Raw genomic sequence first — 24161 nt, 5'->3', positions numbered from 1 at the left:
TGCGAGATCTTGCTCTCATGAAACCACAGCGCTCCATTCGTCGCTTCCTGCTCACCGGCATACTGACCCTGGTAGGCGGCAGCCTGGTACTCAGCGCCTTCATTGGTTATCTCGAGGCGAGCCACGAGATGGAGGAGCTGTTTGATGCCCGGTTGGCCCAATCGTCCCGTATCACCAATCAACTGCTGATCAGTTACATCAATCACACCAAGACGCTGCCTGCCGATGGCACCATCTATGAGGATTGGGAGCAGCGCAATCCGGGCACTCGCCCCCATGAGAAGGGGATGAATCTCAGTGGCGAGGACAGGGATACCACCCCCTATGGCCACGAATTCGAGCGCAACCTCACCTTCCAGCTCATCGACAGTGACGGCGTCATACTGCTGCGCTCCCCCAGCGCTCCCGTGACCCCTATGGTAAAGCTGGCGATCGGCTTCGAGACGATGCATATCGACCGGCATCAGTGGCGCACTTTCACCCTCTATAACGACAAGCAGCAGACCTGGCTCATTGTCGCCGAGCGGGACGACGAACGCGGCGAGCTGGCCAGCAAGATGGCCACCCTCACCATGCTGCCGCTCTTCATCACCCTGCCCTTCCTGCTCGGCCTGCTCTGGTGGCTGATCACCCGTGGTCTCGCACCACTGCGCCAGCTGGTGAAAGCCGTCAGCGAGCGCCACCCCGCCAACCTGGATCCCCTCGACCTAGAACTCCAGGTACAAGAGATCACGCCGCTCACCAACGAGATCAACCGGCTGATGCACACCCTGGCCGACACCCTGGAGCGGGAAAAACAGTTCACCAATGAGGCGGCTCATGAACTGCGAACCCCCCTGGCAGTGCTGCGCATTCATAGCGAGAACGCCCTGGCGGCCCAGGATGAGGCGAGTCGACGCCACTCCCTCGGCAAGATGCTGATCGCCCTGGATCGCAGCGATCGCCTGTTGCGCCAGTTGCTGACCCAGGCCCGCATCGACAATCAGCAGGATCCCGTGCTGGAGCGCGTCGATCTCGGCCAGCTGCTACAGGGCAGCTTGGCCACTTTGGCCCCCCTGGCGTTGCAAAAGGATCAGCAACTCTCCCTCGATGTCGAGGGCCAGACGGAGGTCATGGGGCAGCCCACCCTGCTCGACCTGCTGTTTAGCAATCTCATCGACAATGCCCTGCGCTATACCCAGGCCAAGGGGGAGATAAGCGTGCGAGTCGAGCAACTCGGCAAGCGGGTACGGGTGGAGGTCCGGGACAATGGCCCCGGCATTCCGGCCGAGGCCATGGCCCGACTGTGCGAGCGCTTCTTTCGGGTCAACCCCCAGCAGGGAGATGGCGTCGGGCTTGGCATGGCGATAGTGCGCAGCATCGCCGAGCTGCATCGCGCCGAGCTCGATATTCACAATGGCGCCGAGGGGGGCCTGGTGGTCAGGGTGATCCTCGACGGAACCCCATAAAGCCGCGCATGGATGTGACGCCGCTCCGACCCGGCAGCAGGCGCACAAGCGGGCTCGGGACACCCCAGGGACACCAAAACAGAGAGGGCCACACCTGCCGGCGTGGCCCTCTTTGCATGGGCAGGGCTGTCATGGAAGAGCAGCCTTGTGGTTGAGGCCGCTCAGGGGCACTCAGGCTGGGTGGTGAACGTCCGCCCTGCATCCACAGGACCCAACTCCGCCAACAGGCGCCGTCCCAGCAATACCGGGTAAACCATGTTCGCCCGGGATCGCAGGGTGAACTCCTCCTTGTAGAGGGTCTCACCGATACAAATGGACATATGCACCACAGGCCGCTGCTCGGAGCCACCGGCACCACTCACCGTCACGCGGCGCAGCACGGGCCGCTCTATCTCCTGCTTGACCTGCTTGTCTGTCTCCACATCTTTCATATTCAGATTGAAGCGCACCCACTCCTTGCCATCGCGCTCGAAGCTGGTCAGGTTTCGCGCATCCATGGAGGAGGTGAGCGCACCGGTATCCAGCTTGAGTTTGACCGTCACCCCGCTTGGCATGATCACCCCTTTCTCGACCCAGCCATAGACATGGTCGCTGTCGGCCTGGGCCTGCGAGGTGCTCAGCGACAGCGCCAGCAAGCCCCACAGCGCAATGTTCTGATGTTTCATCCTGTCGCTCACCCTCTTTGATCTATGCCGGGCCCCTGCCCGTCATCGGTTCCAGCTTGAAGCTTGATGTTGCCCCCGTCAATGCGGCGCGGTGCATCCGGGATAAGATCGGGAAAGTGGCAGCTATCTTCCGACAAATTCGGACATCTTTCGACAAAACAGCGACAACGGGACGATGCGATGTGAATGAAGGGACTGGGGGAGACGTCGCGGGAGAAAACCCAGGTTGTGACGCCAAAGGCTACCACAAAAGATCTGCCATTATCAGTCTTGTTCCGGAGGGATTTCTGACTAGACTGTTGTAAACCGGAGGCCTCGAAAACCTGCGGTTTTTTTGTGCCTGCCGTTTATCCAGACAGGGCTCCTGGCCCCTCGACCAGGCTCATTAAGGAAATGTCATGCGTATCGAAGAAGACTTGAAGCTCGGTTTCAAAGACGTGCTGTTTCGCCCCAAGCGCTCAACCCTCAAGAGCCGCTCCCAAGTCAGCCTGACCCGTCAGTTCACCTTCAAACACAGCCAGAGCCAGTGGCAGGGGGTGCCCGTCATCGCCGCCAACATGGACACCGTCGGCAGCTTCGCCATGGCGCGTACCCTGGCGGGCTTCGAGATGATGACGGCGGTACACAAGCACTACAGCCTCGCCCAGTGGCAAACCTTCGTCAGCGAAACCGATCCGGCCCTGCTCGGCCATGTGATGGTCTCCACCGGCACCTCCGAAGAGGACTTCATCAAGACCCGCCAGATCCTCGCCATGTCAGAGGCCCTGCGCTTCATCTGCGTGGATGTGGCCAACGGCTACTCCCAGCACTTCGTCGAGTTCCTGCGCAAGACCCGCGACGCCTGCCCCAACCACGTCATCCTGGCGGGCAACGTGGTCACCGGCGAGATGGTGGAGGAGCTGATCCTCTCCGGCGCCGACATCGTCAAGGTCGGCATAGGCCCGGGCTCGGTCTGCACCACCCGGGTCAAGACCGGGGTCGGCTACCCCCAGCTCTCCGCCATCATAGAGTGCGCCGATGCGGCCCATGGCCTGGGCGGTCAGATCGTCGGTGACGGCGGCTGCACCTGCCCGGGGGACGTGGCCAAGGCCTTCGGCGGCGGCGCCGACTTCGTGATGCTGGGGGGCATGCTGGCGGCCCACGAGGAGTGCGGCGGCGAGGTGGTGGACGTGGAAGGCTCCCCCTTCATGAAGTTCTACGGCATGAGCTCGTCCAGTGCCATGGACAAGCACGCAGGCGGCGTCGCCGACTATCGCGCCTCCGAGGGTAAAACCGTGCTGCTGCCCTATCGCGGCCCGGTCGAGAACACGGTGCGCGACATCCTCGGCGGCGTGCGCTCCACCTGCACCTACGTCGGCGCCAGCCAGCTCAAAGAGTTGACCAAGCGCACCACCTTTATCCGGGTGCGTGAGCAGGAGAACAACGTCTACGGCAAGGAGTAACGCCGGACGCGCCTCCAGAGCGAGGCCCAACCATTAGAAGCCAAATCACCGGTGTGCTACCCTGCCCACCGGTTTTTTTGTCTCTTTTTCGTAGCTGGTGAACCAACATGACGACCCCTGCCCCCTCCGCCCAACCCGACTTCGACTGGGATATCTTCTGCTGCGTCGTGGACAACTTCGGCGACATCGGCGTCACCTGGCGGCTGGCCCGCCAGCTGGAGCAGGAGGGTCATGGACAGGTACGGCTCTGGGTGGACGATCTGGCCAGCTTCGCCCGCATCTGTCCGGGGCTGGATCCCGCGCTGGATCGCCAGTGGGTTGAGGGGATCCACATCCAGCACTGGCACTATACCCTGCCCGTCGATGTCATCCCGGCCAGGGTCGTGATCGAAGCCTTTGCCTGCGAACTGCCCGCGCCTTTCGTACAGGCCATGGCCGAGCAGAGCCCGCCCCCCTGCTGGATCAATCTGGAGTACCTCAGTGCCGAAGCCTGGGTCGAGGATTGCCACGGCCTCGCCTCCCCCCAGCGGGTCGGTAGTCAGAGCCTCAACAAATTCTTCTTCTTCCCGGGCTTCACCCCCAGCACCGGTGGCCTGCTGTGCGAGCGCGGACTGATCCAGGCACGAGAGGCCTGGCAACAGGATGAGGCTGGACTTGTCGCCTACTGGGCCAGTCTCGGCCTGCCGCCCCAAGGGGAAGATGAGCTGCGCATCAGCCTGTTTGCCTATGAGAGCGAGGCGCTCATCAGCCTGGTCGAGGGATGGCAGGCCAGCCCAACCCCGGTCACCCTCTTGCTGCCGCTGGGCCGCGCCGTGGCGGACGTGCTGCGGGGCCTGGGCTGTGAGGGCCAGGCCGTGCAGGCCGGTGATCTGTTGCGAGGGGGCAACCTCAGCGTCAAGCTGCTGCCGATGACGGATCAGGCCGGTTATGACAGGCTGCTGTGGAGCTGCGATCTCAATCTGGTGCGCGGCGAAGACTCTTTCGTGCGGGCCCAGTGGGCGGCGCGTCCCTTCCTCTGGCACATCTATCCCCAGGAGGAGCAGGCCCACATGGTCAAGCTGGACGGCTTCCTCGATCATTACCTGGCCGACTTGCCACCCGAGGTCAGTCAATGGCTACGGGCCTTCAACCACGCGCTTAATCAAGGGGATGGCACGAGGGAGCTCTGGGACAAATGGCCGCAATATGACGCTATTTTGCGGCAACATGGGGGAGACTGGTCACAGAAGTTGCTGAGGGATGGGGATCTCCTCACACGATTGGTGAAATTTCTGGAAAGCCGTATATAATCTGGCGGTTTTTATCCCCTTATACGCACATATTGCACAGGAATTTTTTACATGAAAACCGCACAGGAAATCCGCGCTGGTAACGTCGTCATGATCGGCACCGAGCCGATGGTGGTACAGAAGGCCGAGTTCAACAAATCCGGCCGTAACTCCGCCGTGGTCAAGATGAAGCTGAAGGGCCTGCTCAACGGCAGCGCCACCGAGACCGTCTTCAAGGCTGACGACAAGCTGGACGTGGTTCAGCTGGAGCGTAAAGAGTGCACCTACTCCTACTTCTCCGATCCCCTGTATGTCTTCATGGACACCGAGTACAACCAGCACGATGTCGAGAAAGACAACCTGGGTGATGCCCTGAACTACATGGTTGACGGCATGGAAGACATCTGCGAAGTGACTTTCTACAACGAGAAAGCCATCTCCGTCGAACTGCCGACCACCATAGTCCGCGAAGTCGAGTACACCGAACCGGCTGCCCGTGGCGACACCTCCGGCAAAGTGACCAAGCCTGCCCGCCTGAAGGGCACCACCTACGAGCTGGCCGTTGCCGCCTTCGTAGAGATCGGTGACAAGATCGAAATCGATACCCGCACCGGTGAGTTCAAGCGTCGCGTCAACTGATGTGACGGCTTAGGCCAGTGTTGAAAAAAGCGAGCCCCTGGCTCGCTTTTTTATTGGCCGACCTTCCTCCGCCTGTCTGGCGATCCCAGCCCACGCCCCCCTAATCCCTCGACTCCCCTTCAGGAATGCCCCAGGCCGCCGCTAACAGTAAGACCCGCACCCAGGGTAAGCCAAGAGGGGCCTATGGCCAGAGTATCGCTACCGTTGTTGTTGAGCCTGTGCAGCCTGAGCGGTGGGCCTCTCCTTGCCAGCGAGCTGACCCCGCCCCCTCCGGCGGATCACTGGCAGAGTCGTGACTGGCAAGGTCTGCCCGGCGCCAGTCAGCTGGAGAAACAGACGGTGCTGTTTGCCAAACATGACAGCAACAGCTACCTGGGTCTGGCCATCCTGCTGCCGGACTGGCAGCGCAGTGGTCAGTTGTGGCAACTGACACGCCAGCTGACCCGTGTCGGCTTCGATACCCTGTTGCTGCTGCCCTCCCCAAATCAAACCGAGCTCGATCCCACGGCCGAGAAGAAGCAGCAGGGCATAGATGCCTTTCGCAAGCAGTTCGCCGAGCGCATCGTCCAACTCGGTGACGCCAAGTGGCAGGCGGGGGGCTTCAAGCTGCTGCTGGCTCAGGGCACCAGCGCCGCCTGGGTCAGCAACCTCATAGCCAGCGAGCAGCTGCCCGCCCCCGATGCCCTGGTGCTGCTCGACGGCTTCTTCCCCAATTCCCAGAGCAACCAGACCCTGGCCAAGCAGGTCGCCCAAGGCACCATACCCACGCTGGATCTCTATCAGGAGCAGGGGGGAAACTGGCCACTGCAGGCCGCCGAGCAACGCCGTGAGGAGAGTCGGCGCAGTCACAAGCTCAACTACCGCCCCTATGCCCTGATGGAACTCGATGAGGCGCCGGGGCGCATCCAGGGTTGGCTCACTCACCTCGGCTGGCTCTGACGGCTCTGATGCCAGGGGATGAAATAGCGGATCCGGCCCCAGAGCGGGATCTCGCTGCCAAGGGCGATTGGCAGTGGCCCTCCGCCCCCTTTCTTTGGCATCATAGGACTCCATAGCCGGAGGCCCCATGCAGCAGATAGTCTTCCTCGACAGCGATACCCTGGATGCGGGCGTGCGACTGCATCGCCCCGACTTCCCCCATCACTGGTTGAGTTACCCGACCACGACACCGGATCAGGTGGTGCCTCGCCTGCGTGAGGCCAGCATCGCCATCATCAACAAGGTGCGCATCGGCGCCGCCGAACTGGCCGCGTTGCCAGGGCTGCGCTTAATCGCCCTGGCCGCCACCGGCAGCGACAACCTGGATCTGGAGGCGTGCCGCGCCGCCAACGTCGCCGTGTGCAACATCCGCAACTACTCGGGCCCCTCGGTACCAGAGCATGCCATGGCCCTGATGCTGGCCCTGTCGCGCAACCTGTTCGCCTGGCGCCAATCCCTGCTGGAGGGGCGCTGGCAACAGAGCGGCCAGTTCTGCTTCTTCGATCACCCCATTATGGATCTGCACGGCAAGCGGCTCGGCATCATCGGCAAGGGCACCCTGGGCCAGGCCCTGGGCGAGCGGGCGCTTGGCATCGGCATGGAGGTGCGTTATGCCCAGAGCCAGATAGGCGGTGAGGCAGCAGGCGATCGCCTGCCCCTCGATGAGCTGTTGGCCAGCTCGGATGTGATCAGCCTGCACTGCCCGCTCACCCCCTACACCCGCCACCTCATCGGGGAGCGGGAGCTGGCACTGATGAAACCGACGGCCTTGTTGATCAACGTAGGCCGTGGCGGCCTGGTGGACGAGCAGGCGCTGCTGGAGGCGCTGGGGAACGGCCGACTCGGCGGCGCCGGCTTCGATGTGGCCAGCCAGGAGCCGCCCCCTCCGGATCACCCGCTGATGCGGGCGCTGCAATATCCCAACTTCATCCTGACCCCGCACGTGGCCTGGGCCAGCGAAGAGTCGATGCAGCGCCTGGCCGATCAGCTGATCGACAACATCAACGCCTTTGCCGCCGGGAGACGCCAGCACCGGCTGGTCTGACCCAGGACGCTCAAGGCGAATGAACACGAGGCATATCGGCTCCCACGGAGGGCGACACAGCGGCGATAGTGAAACGGCAGAAAGAGGGGAGGCACCATGCCTCCCCTCTTCTATTGTTCCCGGTAAGAGCCGGGGTCGAGACCAAGCTGCGGCTGCAGCTCGTCTTGTTGCGCCTGTCTTGGCACTTATCTTTACGTTATCCGCACATGGGCGAACTCATGCCTGCAGACACCCTGCGTTTCAACGTGGGGAGACAGGGGGCGGCAGCGGGATCCCCCGCGCCTCCATCACCACCCGCAGTCGATCCGGGTAGTCGGTGATCATGCCGTCGACCCCGTTCTCCAGCATGCGATTCATGGTGCCCTCATCGTCGACCGTCCAGGGGATCACCTTGATGCCCTCGGCATGGGCGGCATCGACCAGATCCGGAGTGGTGTACTCCACATAGCCGGGATCCCCGTAACGTCCCCCCTGGGGATCCCCGTGTACCGGAGAGATGGCATCGGCGCCGAAAGAGGCCACGGCCTGCACCAGATCCCCATTGAAGTCATCGATGTCGAGCCCCCCCAGCCAGGGAGACGCACCCGGCATGCCAACCTGCAGGAACTGCTGACCATTGGTCAAGGCTATGATGGGCAGGCTGGGTTCGAGCTCCCGCGCCAGCATGAGTGAGCCCCAGTCGAAACTCTGTATGGTTGCCTGCCGCATCAGACCGGCGTCACGGATCTCCTTGAGCACCGTCTTGACGAAGATCTCCCGGGGGGCCGTCTCCTCCGGTGCGCCCGCCTCGACCTTGGTCTCGATGTTGAGCAGCACCTGATCGGCCTGGTAGGCGTTCACCAGGGCTAACACCTCTTGCAGGGTCGGCATGGTGGCACCGGGGACCTGCACCTGCTCGGGAAAATCGGCCAGCGGCAGGGAGCCACAATCCAGGGTCTTCACCTGGGCCAGGGTGAGATCCTTGATGTATTTGCCCACGTAGGGGTACAGGGGATCTCCCTCGCTGGCGGGCTGGGTATCCAGACACTTCTTGTCCGAGATCTTGCGATCATGGGTCACAACCGCTATGCCATCCCGGGTGATCTGGGTGTCCATCTCCAGGGTGGTGACCCCCATCTCCAGGGCGTTGGCAAAGGCGGCCAGGGTGCTTTCCGAGACGAGGCCGAGGCCGCCACGATGCGCTTCTAGATCGAAGGCCCTGGGCTCGTTGAACAGGTGTGGTGGGGTATCAAGCTGGGAGGTCGACGCATTATCATGGCAAGCCGAAAGCAACAGGGGAGAAAAGAGCACCAGGCTAAGGAGGCGAGGTGTTGGGATAGACATGAGCATAACCTTGTTGAGTAAGAGGTCCGGCTAAGCTAACTCCTTTATATTTCTAAAAAATTAATATGACTGATGTTGTTACCATTCTCTTGTTCGTCTCTCTTCCAGGGAGGGCGATGGATCAACAGGCCGGACATGCCACGGCCCGCATACCGCAGACAGAATGCAATCAAGCATGCCAGTCTGACAGACTGGCATGCTTGTCACGGATCCTTTGCTCGGCACACGAATGAGATCAGTCGTCGTCATGCCATCCGTGTTTGCGGTGTTTCTTGTAATATTTTTTCTTGTGCTTGTGGTGGTGATAATGGCGATCGTCATGATAGCGACGTCCGTCGTAGCGGCGACCGCCCCTGTCATCATCACGGGATTCGTGACCGTCCCCGGTGCGGGCGCCAATAGCCGAACCACCGGCACCACCTATGCCTGCACCGATCAACTGACCGGTATCACCGCTCAGGCTCTTGCCGATGGCCGCCCCACCCAGGGCCCCCACGGCGCCGCCGATGGCGGCTTCGTTCTTGTTACCGCGATTGGCAGTCGCGGCACCACCTGCCGCGCCCCCCAGGGCCGCGCCAACCAGGGCACCGGTATCACCACCAAGCTGCTTGCCAAGCATGGTCCCCGCCACGCCACCGACACCACCGCCGAGTATGGTATTGACCGTCTCGGAGGCCTGCGCCGGCAGCCAGGCCAACAACAGAGGCCCCAACAACGCCAAGGAACGCAGCGTCTGTCTGTTCATTCCCATGGGATACTCCTGTCCAGCTGATTAATTTTCCCCTGCACTATGATGAGAGTCGGTAACGCGCGCCATAGCCCCTCCCCCTTCCAGACGACAAAGCTTGACTGAGCCTGAATGGGTCATCGTTTAACTCTTTGAATTGTCATGAATAGTTCTCGATAACGCCTGCCAGCTCATCCTGAATCCCCTCCCTGACGTCATTCGTCATCGGTCAACTCCTGTCGGCAAGGGGCCCAGTCGGGCATGACCTGAACCTGCGGGATCTCCAAACGCTATGGATGGATGGGCTAGGAAGAGCTTGATGGCGGCGCTACACTGGCTGCGCACGAGGCCAGCTTGGCCCTTGGGTCCGCCATGCCGTTGAACCACGCATTTTCGTTACGCAAGGAGAGGTTATGAGCAATTCATTTATCGAACTGATGAAAGTACGCCGCACCATCTATGCACTCGGGGACAAGGTTTCCCACAGTCAGGACGCGTTGACCGCCCTCATTCAAGAGGCGGTCAAGCAGAGTCCCTCTTCGTTCAACTCCCAAAGTTCCCGGGTGGTCATTCTCTTTGGTGATCAGCACCACGCCCTCTGGGACCTGACGAAGGAGACGCTGCGCAAGCTCGTTCCCACCGAGGCCTTCCCCCAGACGGAAAACAAAATCAACGGCAGTTTCCGTGCAGGGTTTGGCACTGTGCTCTTCTTCGAAGACACCGCCGTCATCAAGGAGCTGCAGCAGAAGTTCGCCCTCTATGCCGACAACTTCCCCATCTGGTCCGAACATGCCACCGGCATAGCCCAGTTTGCAGTCTGGAGCGCCCTGGCCCAGGAAGGCATTGGCGCCTCACTGCAACACTACAACCCGATCATTGACGATCAGGTTCATCAGCGTTGGGAGCTCCCCGCCAGCTGGCTGCTGCGTGCCCAGATGCCCTTTGGCAGCATAGAGCAGCCCGCCGGCGACAAGACCTTTATGGATGATGCCGAGCGCTTCCGCGTCTTTGGTTGAGATCCACCGCCCCCTCCCATGAGGGGGCTCACAACCCATTCTCATCGGACTCTGTGCCCATCCCATGGGCCCCCTTCTGCATCAACCGCTTGCCACTGTCCATCGTCTCCCCAAGCCGATCTCTGCAGCGGCGAACACTCGCTTTGGCAGGATGTGCACTACCACCAGCTGCTGTCAGCGTGCAGGCTGATCGCCAGCCCTCCCTCTTGCTCTGTCACCTTTATCTGCCGCCAATCCCGCACTCGGGCCGCCACCGCAGGATCGAGCGCGCGATCTCCACCGATCTGCACGACCCGGCAACCCGCTCTGATAGCACTCTGTATTCCAGCCAGCGCATCCTCAAACACCAGGCAGTCGGCAGGCGCCACTCCCAGGCTCTTGGCTCCCAGCAGATAGGGTTCGGGATCCGGCTTGCCTCTGGCTACCTCGGCGGCACCAATCAGTTGCAGCGGCACGGGCAAACCCGCCGAGGCCAGACGGTGCAAGGCCACCCGACGGCTGGCCGAGGTCACCAGCGCCCAGCGGGTCATGGGTAGCCCCTGCAAGACGGCGCGACAACCCGCCAGCGGTTCGGCGGCCCCTGTATGCTGGATCTCCATCTCATCGAGCAGGGCTATCTCCCGGGCCAGATCCAGGTCGGGCGCCAGGGCCTGGATCACCTCAAAGGATCGCACCCCATGACAGGCGGCCAGGATGGGGTCGGGGTCGAGCCGGTGGCGTCGACACCATAGCCGCCACACCGTCTCCACTTCGGTGGTGGAGTGAACCAGGGTACCGTCCATGTCGAGCAGCAGCGCCGCCGCCTGCAACGTGAGCCCCGTCATGACGGACGTCCCGCCCTGGGGGTGCCCTGAATGCCGGGCAGCTCCCCTATCTCCTGTTCATAGCAGGCCAACGCCTGCCGACTGTTGCCCGCCAGGATCTGCCGGGGATCCAGCACAAACCCCTGCTGCAACAGACTGACCAGCAGCTCTCCCGTCTCCGGGGCCGCCAGGGGCTGAGCGATCACAGTCCCTTCTTTGCGTAATAACAGATACGTTTCTGTGCTCATGGTCTCTTCCCTCTGGGCAGCGTGACGGACAACAGGCCCGTTTCGAGACCATTAGAACAAGGGCAATAGATAATTTATAATCAATAAAACTCAACATTCGATAATCAAACGGAATGAAATTCGACTTCAAACAGCTACAAGCCTTCGTGACCCTGGCCCAGAGCGCCAACTACCGGGAGGCAGCGGCACGCCTCTTCATCACGCAACCGGCCCTGACCAAGCAGATCCAGGGGCTGGAGCTGATGCTGGGGGCCAGCCTGTTCAATCGCGGTCGCCACGGGGCAGCGTTAACCGCCATCGGCGCCCAGTTGCTCGTCCAGGCCCGCGCCCTGGTCGAGCATGGACAGGGATTCGAGCGCCACGCCCTGGCATTGGCCAGCGGCATCGCCGGACGGCTCAATATTGGCTTCGGCCTGTCGAGCTTCGAACTGGCGCCAACTCTGGTCGCTCGCTTTCGCCAGCACGCCCCCGAAGTGCTTGTCCATCTGCGGGACATGCCCTCGGCCGTCCAGCATGAACAACTGCTGTCGGGGCAATTGCAACTCGGCTTCATGCGCCGCCCTCAAGGTGAACAGCTTCACGAGATCCCGTTGCTGACAGATCGACTGGTGCTGGCGGTGCCCACCCAAAGCATTCAGGGTGACGCTACCGGGCTGGATGTGGAGCAGGCGCTGACTCGGCAACCGCTGCTGCAGATGGTGGGGCATCGCTGTCCGGGCCTGAGCCAGCAGATTGCCAGCTTCCTCGGCGCCAATCGACTGACAGGGACCATTCAAGAGGCGGAAGATATTCAGACCCTGGTGGCCCTGGTCGCCGCCGGCATCGGCAATGCGATATTACCGAGGAGTGTCAGCTTCATCGCTGGCCCCAACGTGACCCTCTATCCCCTCTCGGGTCCCCACTCCGCATGGGAGATAAGCCTGGTGTGGAACCCGGGTTTCCATGATCCCATCCGGGATAACTTCTTGAAAATGATGACGACCATGGCACCACAGCGCCCGGGATCACAGTGACGAGATCCGGGGATGCCTGAGTTGCGACCCGGCCAAGCCTGGGTGTATCGTCTGCGACACTGACACTGCCGAGAGGTTTGATATGAGATCGAGATGGCACAACGCCCTGCCCCTGCTCCCCTTGCTGACCCTGGCGGGCTGCGCCCAGCAGGGCCCTGCACCCGCACCAGCCAAGATAGGCATGGCCAATCCGGCCTCGGTCTATTGCACCGAGCAGGATGGCAAGTTAGTCATGGAAGAAGAAGCGGGGGGGACAGTGGGATATTGCCATCTGCCAGATGGCACCGTCATGGAAGAGTGGACCCTCTACCGGGCAGCCCAGCAATCCCAGTAGGTGCAGTTGCCCTCATGCCCACCCGCAAAAACAGAAGGCCGATCATGAGGATCGGCCTTCTGTTATGAGCGAAAGCCGCCCAGAGGCGTTAGCCTTGCCCATCCGCCGTTAGCTGTTCGACCTTGATGACCTCGGCGATACGGCTCAGCATCCGCAGGGATGCATGGTGTTCATTGGCATCCGCCGCGGCGCAGGCATCTTCCAGAATGGTGATGCGGTAATCCCTGTCATGGCCATCCCGCGCCGCGGCCTGGATGGCCCAGCTGCTGCTCAGCCCGCACAGGTAGAGGTGTTCGATGCGATTGGCCCGCAGGGCAGGCTCAAGCAGGGTGCCATAGAAGGGACTGACCCTTGGCTTCTCCATCACCAGATCGGTCGGTTGCACATCAAGCTCCGGGTGAAACTCGCACCCCTCGCCATCGAGGCAGAGGGCACCAAAGGCCTGCGCGCGGCCAAACATGGGGGAGCCCTTGGGCTGGACATGATAGTTGGCCTCAAAACCGACCTTGACCTGGATCACCAGCCAACCATGGGCCCGGGCATATTTCAGTGCCTGATTGGCATGAGTGATGGCGTCTTGCTCCTGCACGTGGCGGGCAGAGGCCGCTATCTTGCCATCCGGGTGGGCGAGATCCTTGATGAAATCGATGACCAGCAGTGCCTTGTCTGTCATGGTTGCGTCTCCAGATGTGAACGAGTGGCCTACACCAGCCCCAGTGCGTAGCGTAGCGCCATCTCCTTGAGGGGGCCCGCCTTGTCGGCCAGATTGAGAGCCAGATTGCGTGCCAGGCGCAGCGGCCCTATGTCGTTGCTAAAGGCCGCGTAGAAGAGATCCATCCCCGACTGCATCAACATATTGTCCGGGCGCCTGCGCCGCTCATAACGCCTTGCCAAGGCAGGATCTTGCCAATTGTCTCCCGCCGCCTCTAGCAGTTCACTCCAGCAGGCCACGTCCTTGAAGCCGAGGTTGACCCCCTGACCCGCCAGCGGATTGATGGTGTGGGCGGCATCGCCGAGCAGCACTACCCGCCCGGCGTGATAGTCGTTGGCATGACGGCGTACCAGCGGGAAGCTGCCCTTGCCGGTCACCCTGAAACCGCCGAGCCGGGTCGGGAAGTGCTGACGCACCTCGGCGGCCAGGGCCTCGTTATCCAGGGCCGACAGGGCGCGGATCCGGGCCGGGCTGTCATACCAGACCAGGGAGCCGTGCTGACCCGGCAGCGGCAGGAAGGCGCGCGGGCCACTCGGGGTGAACTGCTGCCAAGTGATATCTTCCTGCTCGAACTCGGTATCGATATTGATCAGCATGCAGTGCTGGCGGTACTCGAAGCGCGACACACCTATCCCGGCCAGGCGCCGGGTGAGGGACTCGGCACCGTCGCAGGCCAGCACCCAGCTGGCCTGCAACTCGGTACCATCATCGAGCAGCAAGGTGGCGTGATCACCGTTCTGCTGCAGACTCTGCACCGCCGCCGGGGTATGGGTCTGGATGTTCGCAAAATCCTCGATGCGGCGCAGCAGAGCGAGCTGGATGAGGCGGTTCTCTATGATGTAACCGAGCTGGGGCAGGCCCAGCTCCTCGGCCGAGAAACGGGTCGCGCAACCCGCTTGCTCCCAGGTCTCCAAGCGGCGGTAGGGGCACAGCCGCATCTGTTGCAGGTGTTGCCAGGCACCGGCCTTGTCCAGCAGCGCCACCGAAGCCTGGCTGATGGCGGAGACTCGCAAGTCCAATGGCTGTTCTGGGCTGAACGGTTCGGGCAGGCGCGTCTCGATGAGCCGCACCGAGCGCCCCTGACTCGCCAGCAGACAGGCGATGGCGGCGCCCACCATGCCGGCCCCAACGATGATCACATCGGCGTCATTGGGCCGTTGGCTGGGGACATCTAACTTTGCAAACATGGGTGCTTCCTGAAAACGGGCGCCCAGAGGCGCGGCGCCAACCGACGAGGGTGGGCTCTGTGACAAAGGCTTGGCAACCGGCCAAGCGTTGCTGTGGCCATGATACCCCAAGATGCGGTGGCAAGCAGTGACCTGGCTCGCCAGGGCCCGGTCATGGCAACAGGGCAAGTTCCATCACGCCAAGCCTGGTGCCAGCTGGATATTAACTGGTCAGCGTCCCCATTGCGGAGTAAAATGCTCGGTCGTTTGACCCTGTCAAATTTTAGAAACAGCCAAAAACCGTCAAGAGTAGCAATGAGCAAGAAACTTCACATCAAGACCTGGGGCTGCCAGATGAACGAGTACGACTCGTCCAAGATGGCCGACCTGTTGGACGCCAGCAATGGCTACACGCTGACCGAAGAGCCCGAGGAGGCAGACGTCCTGCTGCTCAATACCTGCTCCATCCGTGAAAAGGCCCAGGAGAAGGTGTTTCACCAGCTCGGTCGCTGGAAGAAGCTCAAGCTGAAAAAACCGGGACTGGTGATCGGCGTGGGTGGCTGTGTCGCCTCCCAGGAAGGGGAAGCCCTGCGCCAACGTGCGCCCTATGTGGACATCGTGTTCGGCCCCCAGACCCTGCACCGCCTGCCCGCCATGATCAAGCAGGTCCAGGAGGGGCGAGGTGCCCAGGTGGACATCGCCTTCCCGGAGATCGAGAAGTTCGACAACCTGCCGGAACCCCGTGCCGAGGGAGCCAGCGCCTTCGTCTCCATCATGGAAGGCTGCTCCAAATACTGCTCCTTCTGCGTGGTGCCCTACACCCGCGGCGAGGAGGTGAGCCGACCGCTCGACGACGTGCTCTACGAAATCGCCCAGCTCGCCCAGCAGGGGGTGCGCGAGGTGAACCTGCTCGGTCAGAACGTCAACGCCTACCGGGGCCCGACCTTCGATGGCAATGACTGCACCTTCGCCGAGCTGCTGCGCCTGGTGGCCGCCATCGACGGCATCGACCGCATTCGCTACACCACCAGCCATCCCATCGAGTTCACCGACGACATCATCGAGGTCTACAAGGACACGCCGGAAGTGGTCAGCTTCCTGCACCTGCCGGTGCAGAGCGGCTCGGATCGCATCCTGACCATGATGAAGCGCCCCCACACTGTGCTGGAGTACAAGTCCAAGATCCGCCGCCTGCGCGCCGCCCGTCCCGACATCACCATGAGTTCCGACTTCATCGTCGGCTTCCCGAACGAGACGGACGAGGATTTCGAGGCCACCATGAAGCTCATCGAGGAGATCAACTTCGACATGAGCTTCAGTTTCATCTACAGCCCGCGCCCCGGCACCCCGGCCGCCGATCTGCCGGACGACGTCGACATGGAGGTGAAGAAGGCCCGCCTCACCCGCCTGCAGAACCAGATCAATCACCAGTCCATGCTCATCGGCCGCGCCATGCTGGGCTCGGTGCAGCGCATCCTGGTGGAGGGGCCCTCCAAGATGGATCCCATGCAGCTCAGTGGCCGCACCGAGAACAACCGGGTGGTCAACTTCGAGGGACCGCACCGTCTCATCGGTGGCTTCGCCGACGTGGAGATCACCGACGTGCGCCCCTACTCCCTGCGTGGCCGCTTCATCCGCGGCGAGGACGAAATGAATCTGCGCATCGCCACGGCGCCGAGCGACATTCTGGCGCGTCGGCCCGACAACCTGCCCAATGAACTGGGCGTCGCCGCCTTCAGGCCCCACTAATTTTCTTCCCCCTCCGCCTGCCGGAGGGGGATATCGCTGAGACGAGGACACTTTGAGCCGACACATCTCGACCCTGAACCTGCACCTGGAGCCCGCTGACAATCAGCGCCTCGTCAGCCTGTGCGGTCCCTTCGATGACAATATCAAACAATTGGAACGCCGCCTCGGCGTCGAAATCAGCTACCGTGACAACCACTTCCAGCTGCTCGGCAAACAGGCCCAGGTGGATGCCGCCGCCGTCATCCTCAAGCATCTCTATGTGGAGACCCAGGCGCTCAAGGGGGGCAAGGTGACCGACATTACCCCCGAGATGGTGCACCTGACGGTGCAGGAGTCCCGTGTGCTGGAGCAGGACGATGAGGAGACCCCGAGCCAGCCCCATGGCAAGGAGGTGACGGTCAAGACCAAGCGCGGCCTCATCAAGCCCCGCAGCCCGAACCAGGCGCAGTACATCAGCAACATAGTGCGCCACGACATCAGCTTCGGCATTGGCCCGGCCGGTACCGGCAAGACCTATCTGGCGGTGGCCGCCGCAGTGGATGCCCTGGAGCGCCAGGAGATCCGCCGCATCCTGCTGACCCGCCCGGCGGTGGAAGCCGGGGAGAAGCTCGGCTTCCTGCCCGGGGATCTCTCCCAGAAGGTCGATCCCTACCTGCGCCCCCTCTACGACGCCCTGTTCGAGATGCTGGGCTTCGAGCGGGTCGAGAAGCTGATGGAGCGCAACATCATCGAGGTGGCGCCCCTCGCCTATATGCGCGGAAGAACCTTGAATGACGCCTTCATCATCCTGGACGAGGCCCAGAACACCACCACCGAGCAGATGAAGATGTTCCTGACCCGCATCGGCTTCAACTCCAAGGCGGTGGTCACCGGCGACATCACCCAGGTGGACCTGCCGCGCAGCACCAAGTCCGGCCTGCGCCACGCCCTGGAAGTGCTGCAGGGGGTCGATGGCCTGTCGTTCAACTTCTTCGAATCCAAGGACGTGGTGCGCCACCCGGTGGTGGCCCGCATCGTGCAGGCCTATGAGGCATTCGACGCCGCGCAGGCCGAGTCCGCCACTGCCAAACCCAATAGAGCCAACGCCAAACAAGAGAGCGCCCAATGAGCCTGACCCTGGATCTGCAACTGGCCTCTGAGCAAGAGACGGGGCTGCCGAGTGCAGCCCAGCTGCAAGGCTGGCTGGAAGGCACCATCCTCGGCTTCCAGCCAGAGGCCGAGGTGACGATACGCATCGTCGATGAGGCCGAGAGCCAGCAGCTCAACCACACCTATCGCGGCATGGAGAAGCCCACCAATGTGCTCTCCTTCCCGTTTGAGGCTCCACCAGGCATGGAGCTGCCCCTGCTCGGCGATCTCGTTATCTGTCGTCAGGTGGTGGAGCGCGAGGCCGCAGAGCAAGGTAAAACCCTGGAAGCCCACTGGGCCCATATGGTTGTGCACGGCAGTCTGCATCTGCTAGGTTATGACCATATCGAGGATGAGGAAGCCGAAGAGATGGAAGGGCTTGAGCGCGACATCATGGCCGAGCTCGGTTTCCCAGATCCTTATCAGGACGATATACTCGGTGACGAGTATCACGGCGACTGACGTCAACCCCGTTGACGACGCAGGCCTTCGGGCCTGACCTATTCGGGTCGCTGACCCTTTAATGAGTAATCAAGAGACATCATGACCGACGATCACCCTAGTACCGGCTCGCCGAAGAAAACCTGGCTCGATAAACTCAGCCAACTCTTCCAGGGCGAGCCAAGAGACCGCAATGATTTGGTAGATGTGATTGCCGACGCCGAAGAGCGCGACCTCATCGACCAGGACACCAAGGACATGATTGAAGGTGTGCTCGAAATTGCCGAGCTGCGCGTGCGCGATATCATGATCCCCCGCTCCCAGATGGTGACCATCGAGAAATCCCAATCCGTGGATGAACTGCTGCCGGTCATCATAGAATCTGGTCACTCCCGTTTTCCGGTGATCAACGAAGACAAGGATCATGTGGAGGGCATCTTGCTCGCCAAGGATCTGCTGCCATTCGGTTTTGGCTCTCACCACGCCAGCGAGCCCCTGCAACTCGAAAACATCCTGCGCCCGACCGTGATAGTGCCCGAGAGCAAGCGGGTCGACCGTCTGCTCAAGGAGTTCCGTGAGGAGCGCTACCACATGGCCATAGTGGTGGACGAGTTCGGCGGTGTCTCGGGTCTGGTGACCATAGAAGACATTCTCGAGCTCATCGTCGGCGAGATAGATGACGAGTTCGACGATGACGACAACGAACCCGATGAGATCCGCCGCATCAGCAAGCGGGTCTTCGCGATCAGCGCCCTCACCGAGATAGAAGACTTCAACGACTATTTCGGCACCCAGTTCAGCGATGAAGAGGTGGATACGGTGGGCGGCCTGGTGATGCACGCCTTCAGTCACCTGCCCAAGAAAGGGGAAGAGATAGAGCTCGATGGCTATCTGTTCAAGGTGATGCATGCCGACCGTCGTCGTCTGCAGCAGTTGCAGGTCCGGATCCCCGAAAATCATATCGCGGCACAATCCGAGACCCAGTAAGCCGGCGCACTCTGCCCTGGCTGACTGTAAAAAACGCCCCGCACCGCGGGGCGTTTTCGTTGGCGATCGGTCAATGCCGAGCCCCCGGGCTCGCCGTTGCCCGCCATTACGGGTTAAGATAGCGGCCAATATCATTGAAGCCCAATTTGAGCCCCAATTACCCGTGAAATCAAAACTCCTGACAAGCCTCTGTGCCTTTGCCTGTGGCGCCCTCGCCGTGCTGGCCTTCTCGCCCTTCGGTTACTGGCCCGTGGTTGTCCCCTCCCTGCTTGGCCTCTATGCCCTGCTGGACAAGGCCAACCCCAGACAAGCCGCCTGGCGCGGTTTTGGTTACGCCATGGGGATGTTCCTGCCGGGGCAGTGGTGGATCCATGTCAGCATGACGGAGTTTGGTGGCATCCCCCTGCCAGCGGCCTTCCTGCTATTGACCGCATTGGCGGCTTATCTGTCCCTCTACCCGACCCTGGCCTGCTGGCTGTTCGCCCGCTTCTTCACCGCCCGCCACTGGAGCCGCTGGCTGCTCGCCTTCCCGGCGCTCTGGCTCATCGCCGACTGGCTGCGCGGCTGGGTGATGACCGGCTACCCCTGGCTCTGGTTTGGCTACAGCCAGATTGATGGCCCCCTCAAGGGTTTTGCCCCCATCCTCGGGGTGCAGGGCATCACCCTCGCGCTGTTGCTCTGTACCTCAGCCCTCTGGCTGCTGTGGCAGAGTCGCAAACCGGCCTGGCTGCTGCTGCCGGTCGCCCTGGTCGCCAGCGCCCATGGATTGATGCAGCTCAACTGGGTGACCCGGGGCGAGCCGGTCAAGGTGGCGCTGGTGCAGGGCAACATAGCCCAGTCCCTCAAGTGGGATCCCGAGGCCCTGGTGCCCACCATTCGCACCTATCAGGATCTCAGCCGCGATAACCAGGATGCCGACATCATCATCTGGCCGGAATCCGCCATTCCGGCACTCGAAAAAGAGATGGGCAACTATCTGGAGAGCCTGGACAAGGCGATGAAGATCAATGATACCGCCCTGCTGGCCGGTATCATCAACTACGACACCAAGCAGCAGCGTTTCTATAACGTGGTGCTCGGCATGGGGGTACAGGATGCGGACGGCAAGCAGAGCTACCACTATGAGCATGAGAACCGCTTCAACAAGTATCATCTGCTGCCCATTGGCGAATATGTGCCGTTCGAAGATTGGCTGCGCCCCATCGCCCCCTTCTTCAATTTGCCCATGTCCTCCTTCAGCCCAGGGGATGAGGTGCAACCCAATTTGATCGCCAAGGGGTTCAAGCTGGCAGCGGCCATCTGCTACGAAATCATCTTCCCGGAGGAGCTGCGCCGCACCGTCCAGCCGGACACCGACTTCTTGCTGACCGTCTCCAATGACGCCTGGTTTGGCAGCAGCATAGGTCCCTGGCAGCACATGGAGATCGCTCGCATGCGCGCCCTGGAACTGGCTCGCCCGTTGCTGCGTGCCACCAACAACGGCATCACCATCACCACCGAGATCGATGGCAGCATCACAGGCCAGATCCCGCAGTTCGAAGCCAAGGTGCTGCGCAGTGAAGTGCGTCCCGCCCATGGCCAGACTCCCTATCACCGCTTTGGCAGCTGGCCCCTCTACGCGTTCTGCGCCCTGGGGCTGGGGCTGGCCCTGGGGCTGAGACCCCGCGCCCACCCCTGGGCTCGTGAACTGTGATAGCCGAGGGATAAATGAAGAAGGCGCCCCAAAAAGGCGCCTTCTTCTATGTCTGGGATACGCGGACTCTCAGGGCGAGAGGGGCTCACGATGGAACTCGCTCGCCCCGCATTCCGGGCAGGGGCCGAGCTGCTGCGGATGAAGCACCGTATGGCGCCACTCACAATCCTCGCACACCACCACCCCGAGGCCGACCCAATCACCAACACGATAAACGCCCTTGTGCTCCAGTTCGTCGGCCAGCTCCTGCCATTCCACCTGGGATCGGTCGGTCACATCGGCGAGCCAGGACCAGGCGGTATCTTTGAGCGCCAGCATGAAGGCCGACTCCGGTGCCTCGGCCCGACCGGCCTCAAAGTTGCCCAGATCCCGCTTCACGTATTCGGCGATCAGGGCCAGCTCATCCTGGGTCAGGTCACCGGCGGCTTCCATATAAGCCTGTACCTTGGCAATCATGCGATTGAGGCGCTCGCCCTGAAAGGCTTCCGTCTCCTCCCACTGCTGCCTGAGCTGGGCGATGAAGGCCTCATAACCTTTTCGACGTTTGTCCATGGCATTACTCCTCTCGAATGACGGATGGATGCTTTGCCCGACTGGTAACCCGGGACGCTGACGGTTGTTGCCGCCGCAGGATATGGGTATTCTATCGGGATTTCCCAGCCGATTTATCTACCCATTTCACAGATCCGGATGTCACCAAATGCAAGAGCAATACGTTCCCCAGTCCATAGAACCAGCAGTGCAACAGCACTGGGATGCCAAGAAAACCTTCAAGGCAGTGGAGAAAGTAGACAAAGAGAAGTTCTACTGCCTCTCCATGTTCCCTTATCCGTCTGGTCGTCTACACATGGGGCACGTGCGTAACTACACCATAGGTGATGTGATCTCCCGTTATCAACGGCTCAATGGCAAGAACGTACTGCAACCCATCGGTTGGGATGCCTTCGGTCTGCCCGCCGAAAACGCCGCCATCAAGAACAACACGGCGCCGGCCCCCTGGACCTATGAAAACATCGAATACATGAAGAACCAGCTCAAGATGCTGGGGCTGGGCTATGACTGGGACAGGGAGCTGGCCACCTGCAAGCCGGATTACTACCGCTGGGAGCAGTGGTTCTTCACCAAGCTCCATGAGAAGGGTCTGGTCTACAAGAAGACCTCCTCGGTCAACTGGTGCCCGAACGATCAGACGGTGCTCGCCAACGAGCAGGTGATCGACAACTGCTGCTGGCGTTGTGACACCCCGGTGGAGCAGAAAGAGATCCCCCAGTGGTTCATCAAGATCACCGACTATGCCCAGGAGCTGCTGGACGATATAGAGAACCTGGATGGCTGGCCCGAGATGGTCAAGACCATGCAGCGCAACTGGATTGGCCGCTCCGAAGGGGTCAACATGACCTTCCAGGTCGCCGATAGCGATGCCTCCTTCGACATCTATACCACCCGTCCCGACACCCTGATGGGCGTGACTTACGTTGGTATCGCGGCCGGTCACCCGCTGGCCCTGCAGGCTGCTGCCACCAATCCGGAACTGGCCGCTTTCATCGAAGAGTGCAAGCACACCAAGGTCGCCGAAGCCGAGATGGCAACCATGGAGAAGAAGGGCATGGCCACCGGCCTGTACGCCATTCACCCTCTGAGCGGCCATAAGGTGCCGGTCTGGGTCGCCAACTTCGTGCTGATGAACTATGGCACCGGCGCCGTGATGGCGGTCCCCGGCCACGATCTGCGCGACCATGAATTTGCCACCAAATATGGCCTCGAGATCAAGGCGGTCATCAAGCCTGCCGATGGCGAGGTGGATGTGAGCGACGCCGCTTACACCGACAAGGGTGTGCTGTTCAATTCCGGCGAGTTTGACGGCCTCGAATTCCAGGCCGCCTTCGATGCCATCTCCAACAAGCTCGAGGCGCTGGGCCGCGGCAAACGCACCGTCAACTTCCGCCTGCGCGACTGGGGCGTCTCCCGTCAGCGTTACTGGGGTGCCCCCATCCCCATGTTGACTCTGGCCGATGGCACCGTAGTGCCGACCCCGGAAGATCAACTGCCGGTACTGCTGCCCGAAGACGTGGTGATGGACGGCATCCAGAGCCCGATCAAGGCCGATGCCGACTGGGCCAAGACCACTTACAACGGCCAGGAAGCGTTCCGCGAGACCGATACCTTCGACACCTTCATGGAGTCCTCCTGGTATTACGCCCGTTACTGCTCCCCGGACTACGACAAGGGCATGCTGGATCCCGCTGCCGCCAACCACTGGTTGCCGGTGGATCAGTACATCGGCGGCATCGAACACGCCTGTATGCACCTGCTCTACGCCCGCTTCTTCCACAAGCTGCTGCGCGATGCGGGCCTGGTCAACAGCAGTGAGCCGTTCAAGCGCCTGCTCTGCCAGGGCATGGTGCTGGCCGACGCCTTCTACTACAAGGACGAGAAGGGCGGCAACGTCTGGGTCAGCCCGACCGAGGTCAAGCTCGAGCGTGACGAGAAGGGCCGCATCACCAAGGCCGTCGATCTGGAAGGCCGCGAAGTGATCCACTCCGGCATGACCAAGATGTCCAAGTCCAAGAACAACGGCATAGACCCGCAACTGATGGTGGAGCGTTACGGCGCCGATACCGTCCGTCTGTTCATGATGTTCGCCTCCCCGGCCGACATGACCCTGGAGTGGTCCGACTCAGGCGTCGAAGGGGCCCAGCGCTTCCTGCGTCGTCTGTGGCGCCTCACCTTCGAACACGTCTCGGCCGGTGCCGTGCCTGCGCTGGACCTGACCGCCCTGACCGGCGATCAGAAAGCGGTGCGCCGTGAACTGCACAAGACCATCAAGAAGGTGAGCGATGACGTGGGTCGCCGCCAGACCTTCAACACCGCCATCGCCGCCATCATGGAACTGATGAACAACCTGGCCAAGCTGGGTTCGGATGCGCAAGACCGCGCCCTGATGCAAGAAGCGCTGGAAGCCGTGGTGGTCATGCTCTACCCCATCACCCCGCACATCGGCTTCGAGCTGTGGAAGATGCTGGGCAAGGGTGACGACGTGGACCACGCCGTCTGGCCGGTGGCCGACGAGGCCGCCATGGTCGAGACCGAGAAGCTGGTCGTCGTGCAGATCAACGGCAAGATGCGCGGCAAGCTGACGGTGCCCGCCGACATCAGTCAGGCCGAGATCGAGCGCCAGGCCATGGCTGATGCCTCGGTGCAGAAGTTCACCGACGGCCTGACGGTGCGCAAGATTGTCTATATCCCGGGCAAGCTGCTCAACATAGTCGCTAACTGATTGATCAGGCATCCTTCCCGATGCCATCACCGGGTGCAAGGCCGCAAGGTCGCGCACCC

At 61.6% G+C, this 24161-nt stretch carries 23 protein-coding genes; 15 read left to right on the top strand and 8 right to left on the bottom strand.

Annotated features, from left to right (window positions below; all coding sequences use genetic code 11):
• Positions 1-17 precede the first annotated feature (17 nt).
• Positions 18-1448, top strand: coding sequence for an ATP-binding protein (locus M2366_RS05295; protein WP_042040885.1), 1431 nt, complete (start codon positions 18-20; stop codon positions 1446-1448).
• A gap of 161 nt (positions 1449-1609) precedes the next feature.
• Here the strand turns inward: M2366_RS05295 and M2366_RS05290 are convergent, their stop codons facing one another.
• A complete protein-coding gene (locus tag M2366_RS05290) occupies positions 1610-2113 on the bottom strand; it encodes an ATP-dependent zinc protease (protein WP_224431120.1) in 504 nt (167 codons plus the stop codon).
• Positions 2114-2511: 398 nt separating this feature from the next.
• Here M2366_RS05290 and M2366_RS05285 point away from each other — a divergent pair, with 398 nt between their 5' ends.
• From M2366_RS05285 to M2366_RS05265, 5 genes are all read left to right on the top strand, one after another.
• A complete protein-coding gene (locus M2366_RS05285; RefSeq protein ID WP_259269154.1) occupies positions 2512-3555 on the top strand; it encodes a GMP reductase in 1044 nt (347 codons plus the stop codon).
• Positions 3556-3662: 107 nt separating this feature from the next.
• Positions 3663-4844 (top strand): elongation factor P maturation arginine rhamnosyltransferase EarP, encoded by a 1182-nt coding sequence (earP, locus tag M2366_RS05280; protein ID WP_259269153.1) that lies wholly within the window; start codon positions 3663-3665, stop codon positions 4842-4844.
• A gap of 51 nt (positions 4845-4895) precedes the next feature.
• Entirely contained in the window at positions 4896-5462 is a 567-nt protein-coding gene (gene efp, locus M2366_RS05275; protein ID WP_042040889.1) for an elongation factor P, read from the top strand.
• A 183-nt stretch (positions 5463-5645) separates the two neighbouring features.
• Positions 5646-6401 (top strand): alpha/beta hydrolase family protein, encoded by a 756-nt coding sequence (locus M2366_RS05270; RefSeq protein ID WP_259235477.1) that lies wholly within the window; start codon positions 5646-5648, stop codon positions 6399-6401.
• A 127-nt stretch (positions 6402-6528) separates the two neighbouring features.
• Positions 6529-7485 carry a D-2-hydroxyacid dehydrogenase gene (locus M2366_RS05265; protein ID WP_224431124.1) on the top strand — a complete coding sequence of 319 codons (957 nt, stop codon included), beginning with the start codon at positions 6529-6531 and terminating at the stop codon, positions 7483-7485.
• Between the two features lie 240 nt (positions 7486-7725).
• Here M2366_RS05265 and M2366_RS05260 read toward each other — a convergent pair whose 3' ends face one another.
• Together M2366_RS05260 and M2366_RS05255 are read right to left on the bottom strand one after the other, a co-directional pair.
• A complete protein-coding gene (locus tag M2366_RS05260; RefSeq protein ID WP_259269152.1) occupies positions 7726-8808 on the bottom strand; it encodes a glycerophosphodiester phosphodiesterase in 1083 nt (360 codons plus the stop codon).
• Positions 8809-9043: 235 nt separating this feature from the next.
• Positions 9044-9559 carry a YMGG-like glycine zipper-containing protein gene (locus M2366_RS05255; protein WP_042040892.1) on the bottom strand — a complete coding sequence of 172 codons (516 nt, stop codon included), beginning with the start codon at positions 9557-9559 and terminating at the stop codon, positions 9044-9046.
• 389 nt (positions 9560-9948) lie between these two features.
• On the opposite strand from M2366_RS05255, the gene M2366_RS05250 reads away from it, so the two are divergent.
• The gene (locus M2366_RS05250) at positions 9949-10551 is read left to right on the top strand and encodes a nitroreductase family protein (protein WP_042040893.1); all 603 of its coding nucleotides are present in this window, start codon (positions 9949-9951) and stop codon (positions 10549-10551) included.
• Positions 10552-10709: 158 nt separating this feature from the next.
• Here M2366_RS05250 and M2366_RS05245 read toward each other — a convergent pair whose 3' ends face one another.
• On the bottom strand, positions 10710-11375 hold the full coding sequence (locus tag M2366_RS05245) for an HAD-IA family hydrolase (protein ID WP_042040894.1): 666 nt from the start codon (positions 11373-11375) through the stop codon (positions 10710-10712).
• Positions 11372-11602: a hypothetical protein gene (locus M2366_RS05240; RefSeq protein ID WP_259269151.1), complete on the bottom strand. Its 231-nt coding sequence runs from the start codon at positions 11600-11602 to the stop codon at positions 11372-11374. The genes M2366_RS05245 and M2366_RS05240 overlap by 4 nt, the downstream gene beginning before the upstream one ends.
• 113 nt (positions 11603-11715) lie before the next feature.
• On the opposite strand from M2366_RS05240, the gene M2366_RS05235 reads away from it, so the two are divergent.
• Together M2366_RS05235 and M2366_RS05230 are read left to right on the top strand one after the other, a co-directional pair.
• Complete coding sequence (locus M2366_RS05235; RefSeq protein WP_259235472.1) at positions 11716-12615, top strand: LysR family transcriptional regulator; 900 nt, start codon at positions 11716-11718, stop codon at positions 12613-12615.
• An 82-nt stretch (positions 12616-12697) separates the two neighbouring features.
• On the top strand, positions 12698-12949 hold the full coding sequence (locus tag M2366_RS05230; protein ID WP_224431130.1) for a DUF333 domain-containing protein: 252 nt from the start codon (positions 12698-12700) through the stop codon (positions 12947-12949).
• Between the two features lie 88 nt (positions 12950-13037).
• Here the strand turns inward: M2366_RS05230 and M2366_RS05225 are convergent, their stop codons facing one another.
• On the bottom strand, positions 13038-13622 hold the full coding sequence (locus tag M2366_RS05225) for a cysteine hydrolase family protein (RefSeq protein ID WP_042040898.1): 585 nt from the start codon (positions 13620-13622) through the stop codon (positions 13038-13040).
• A 29-nt stretch (positions 13623-13651) separates the two neighbouring features.
• On the bottom strand, positions 13652-14848 hold the full coding sequence (locus M2366_RS05220; protein WP_042040899.1) for an FAD-dependent monooxygenase: 1197 nt from the start codon (positions 14846-14848) through the stop codon (positions 13652-13654).
• A 294-nt stretch (positions 14849-15142) separates the two neighbouring features.
• Here M2366_RS05220 and miaB point away from each other — a divergent pair, with 294 nt between their 5' ends.
• The 5 genes from miaB (at position 15143) to lnt (ending at position 20825) form a co-directional block, all read left to right on the top strand.
• Entirely contained in the window at positions 15143-16576 is a 1434-nt protein-coding gene (gene miaB, locus M2366_RS05215) for a tRNA (N6-isopentenyl adenosine(37)-C2)-methylthiotransferase MiaB (RefSeq protein WP_042040900.1), read from the top strand.
• 52 nt (positions 16577-16628) lie between these two features.
• Positions 16629-17684 (top strand): PhoH family protein, encoded by a 1056-nt coding sequence (locus M2366_RS05210; RefSeq protein WP_224431132.1) that lies wholly within the window; start codon positions 16629-16631, stop codon positions 17682-17684.
• A complete protein-coding gene (gene ybeY / locus M2366_RS05205; RefSeq protein ID WP_259269150.1) occupies positions 17681-18166 on the top strand; it encodes an rRNA maturation RNase YbeY in 486 nt (161 codons plus the stop codon). The genes M2366_RS05210 and ybeY overlap by 4 nt, the downstream gene beginning before the upstream one ends.
• Before the next feature lie 81 nt (positions 18167-18247).
• Positions 18248-19132 carry a CNNM family magnesium/cobalt transport protein CorC gene (gene corC, locus M2366_RS05200; RefSeq protein WP_224431134.1) on the top strand — a complete coding sequence of 295 codons (885 nt, stop codon included), beginning with the start codon at positions 18248-18250 and terminating at the stop codon, positions 19130-19132.
• Positions 19133-19295: 163 nt separating this feature from the next.
• Positions 19296-20825 (top strand): apolipoprotein N-acyltransferase, encoded by a 1530-nt coding sequence (lnt, locus tag M2366_RS05195; RefSeq protein WP_259269149.1) that lies wholly within the window; start codon positions 19296-19298, stop codon positions 20823-20825.
• Positions 20826-20894: 69 nt separating this feature from the next.
• On the opposite strand, the gene M2366_RS05190 is transcribed toward lnt, so the two are convergent.
• Positions 20895-21377 (bottom strand): zinc ribbon-containing protein, encoded by a 483-nt coding sequence (locus tag M2366_RS05190; RefSeq protein ID WP_042040905.1) that lies wholly within the window; start codon positions 21375-21377, stop codon positions 20895-20897.
• Positions 21378-21525: 148 nt separating this feature from the next.
• Between M2366_RS05190 and leuS the strand changes: the two genes are divergently transcribed.
• Positions 21526-24102 carry a leucine--tRNA ligase gene (gene leuS, locus M2366_RS05185; protein WP_259269148.1) on the top strand — a complete coding sequence of 859 codons (2577 nt, stop codon included), beginning with the start codon at positions 21526-21528 and terminating at the stop codon, positions 24100-24102.
• Positions 24103-24161 lie beyond the last annotated feature (59 nt).

This window comes from Aeromonas sp. BIGb0405 (genome assembly GCF_024807335.1).
Classification (GTDB): domain Bacteria; phylum Pseudomonadota; class Gammaproteobacteria; order Enterobacterales; family Aeromonadaceae; genus Aeromonas; species Aeromonas rivuli.
The sequence above is the reverse complement of the archived record's forward strand: the minus strand, read 5'-3'. Positions and strand labels throughout refer to the sequence as shown.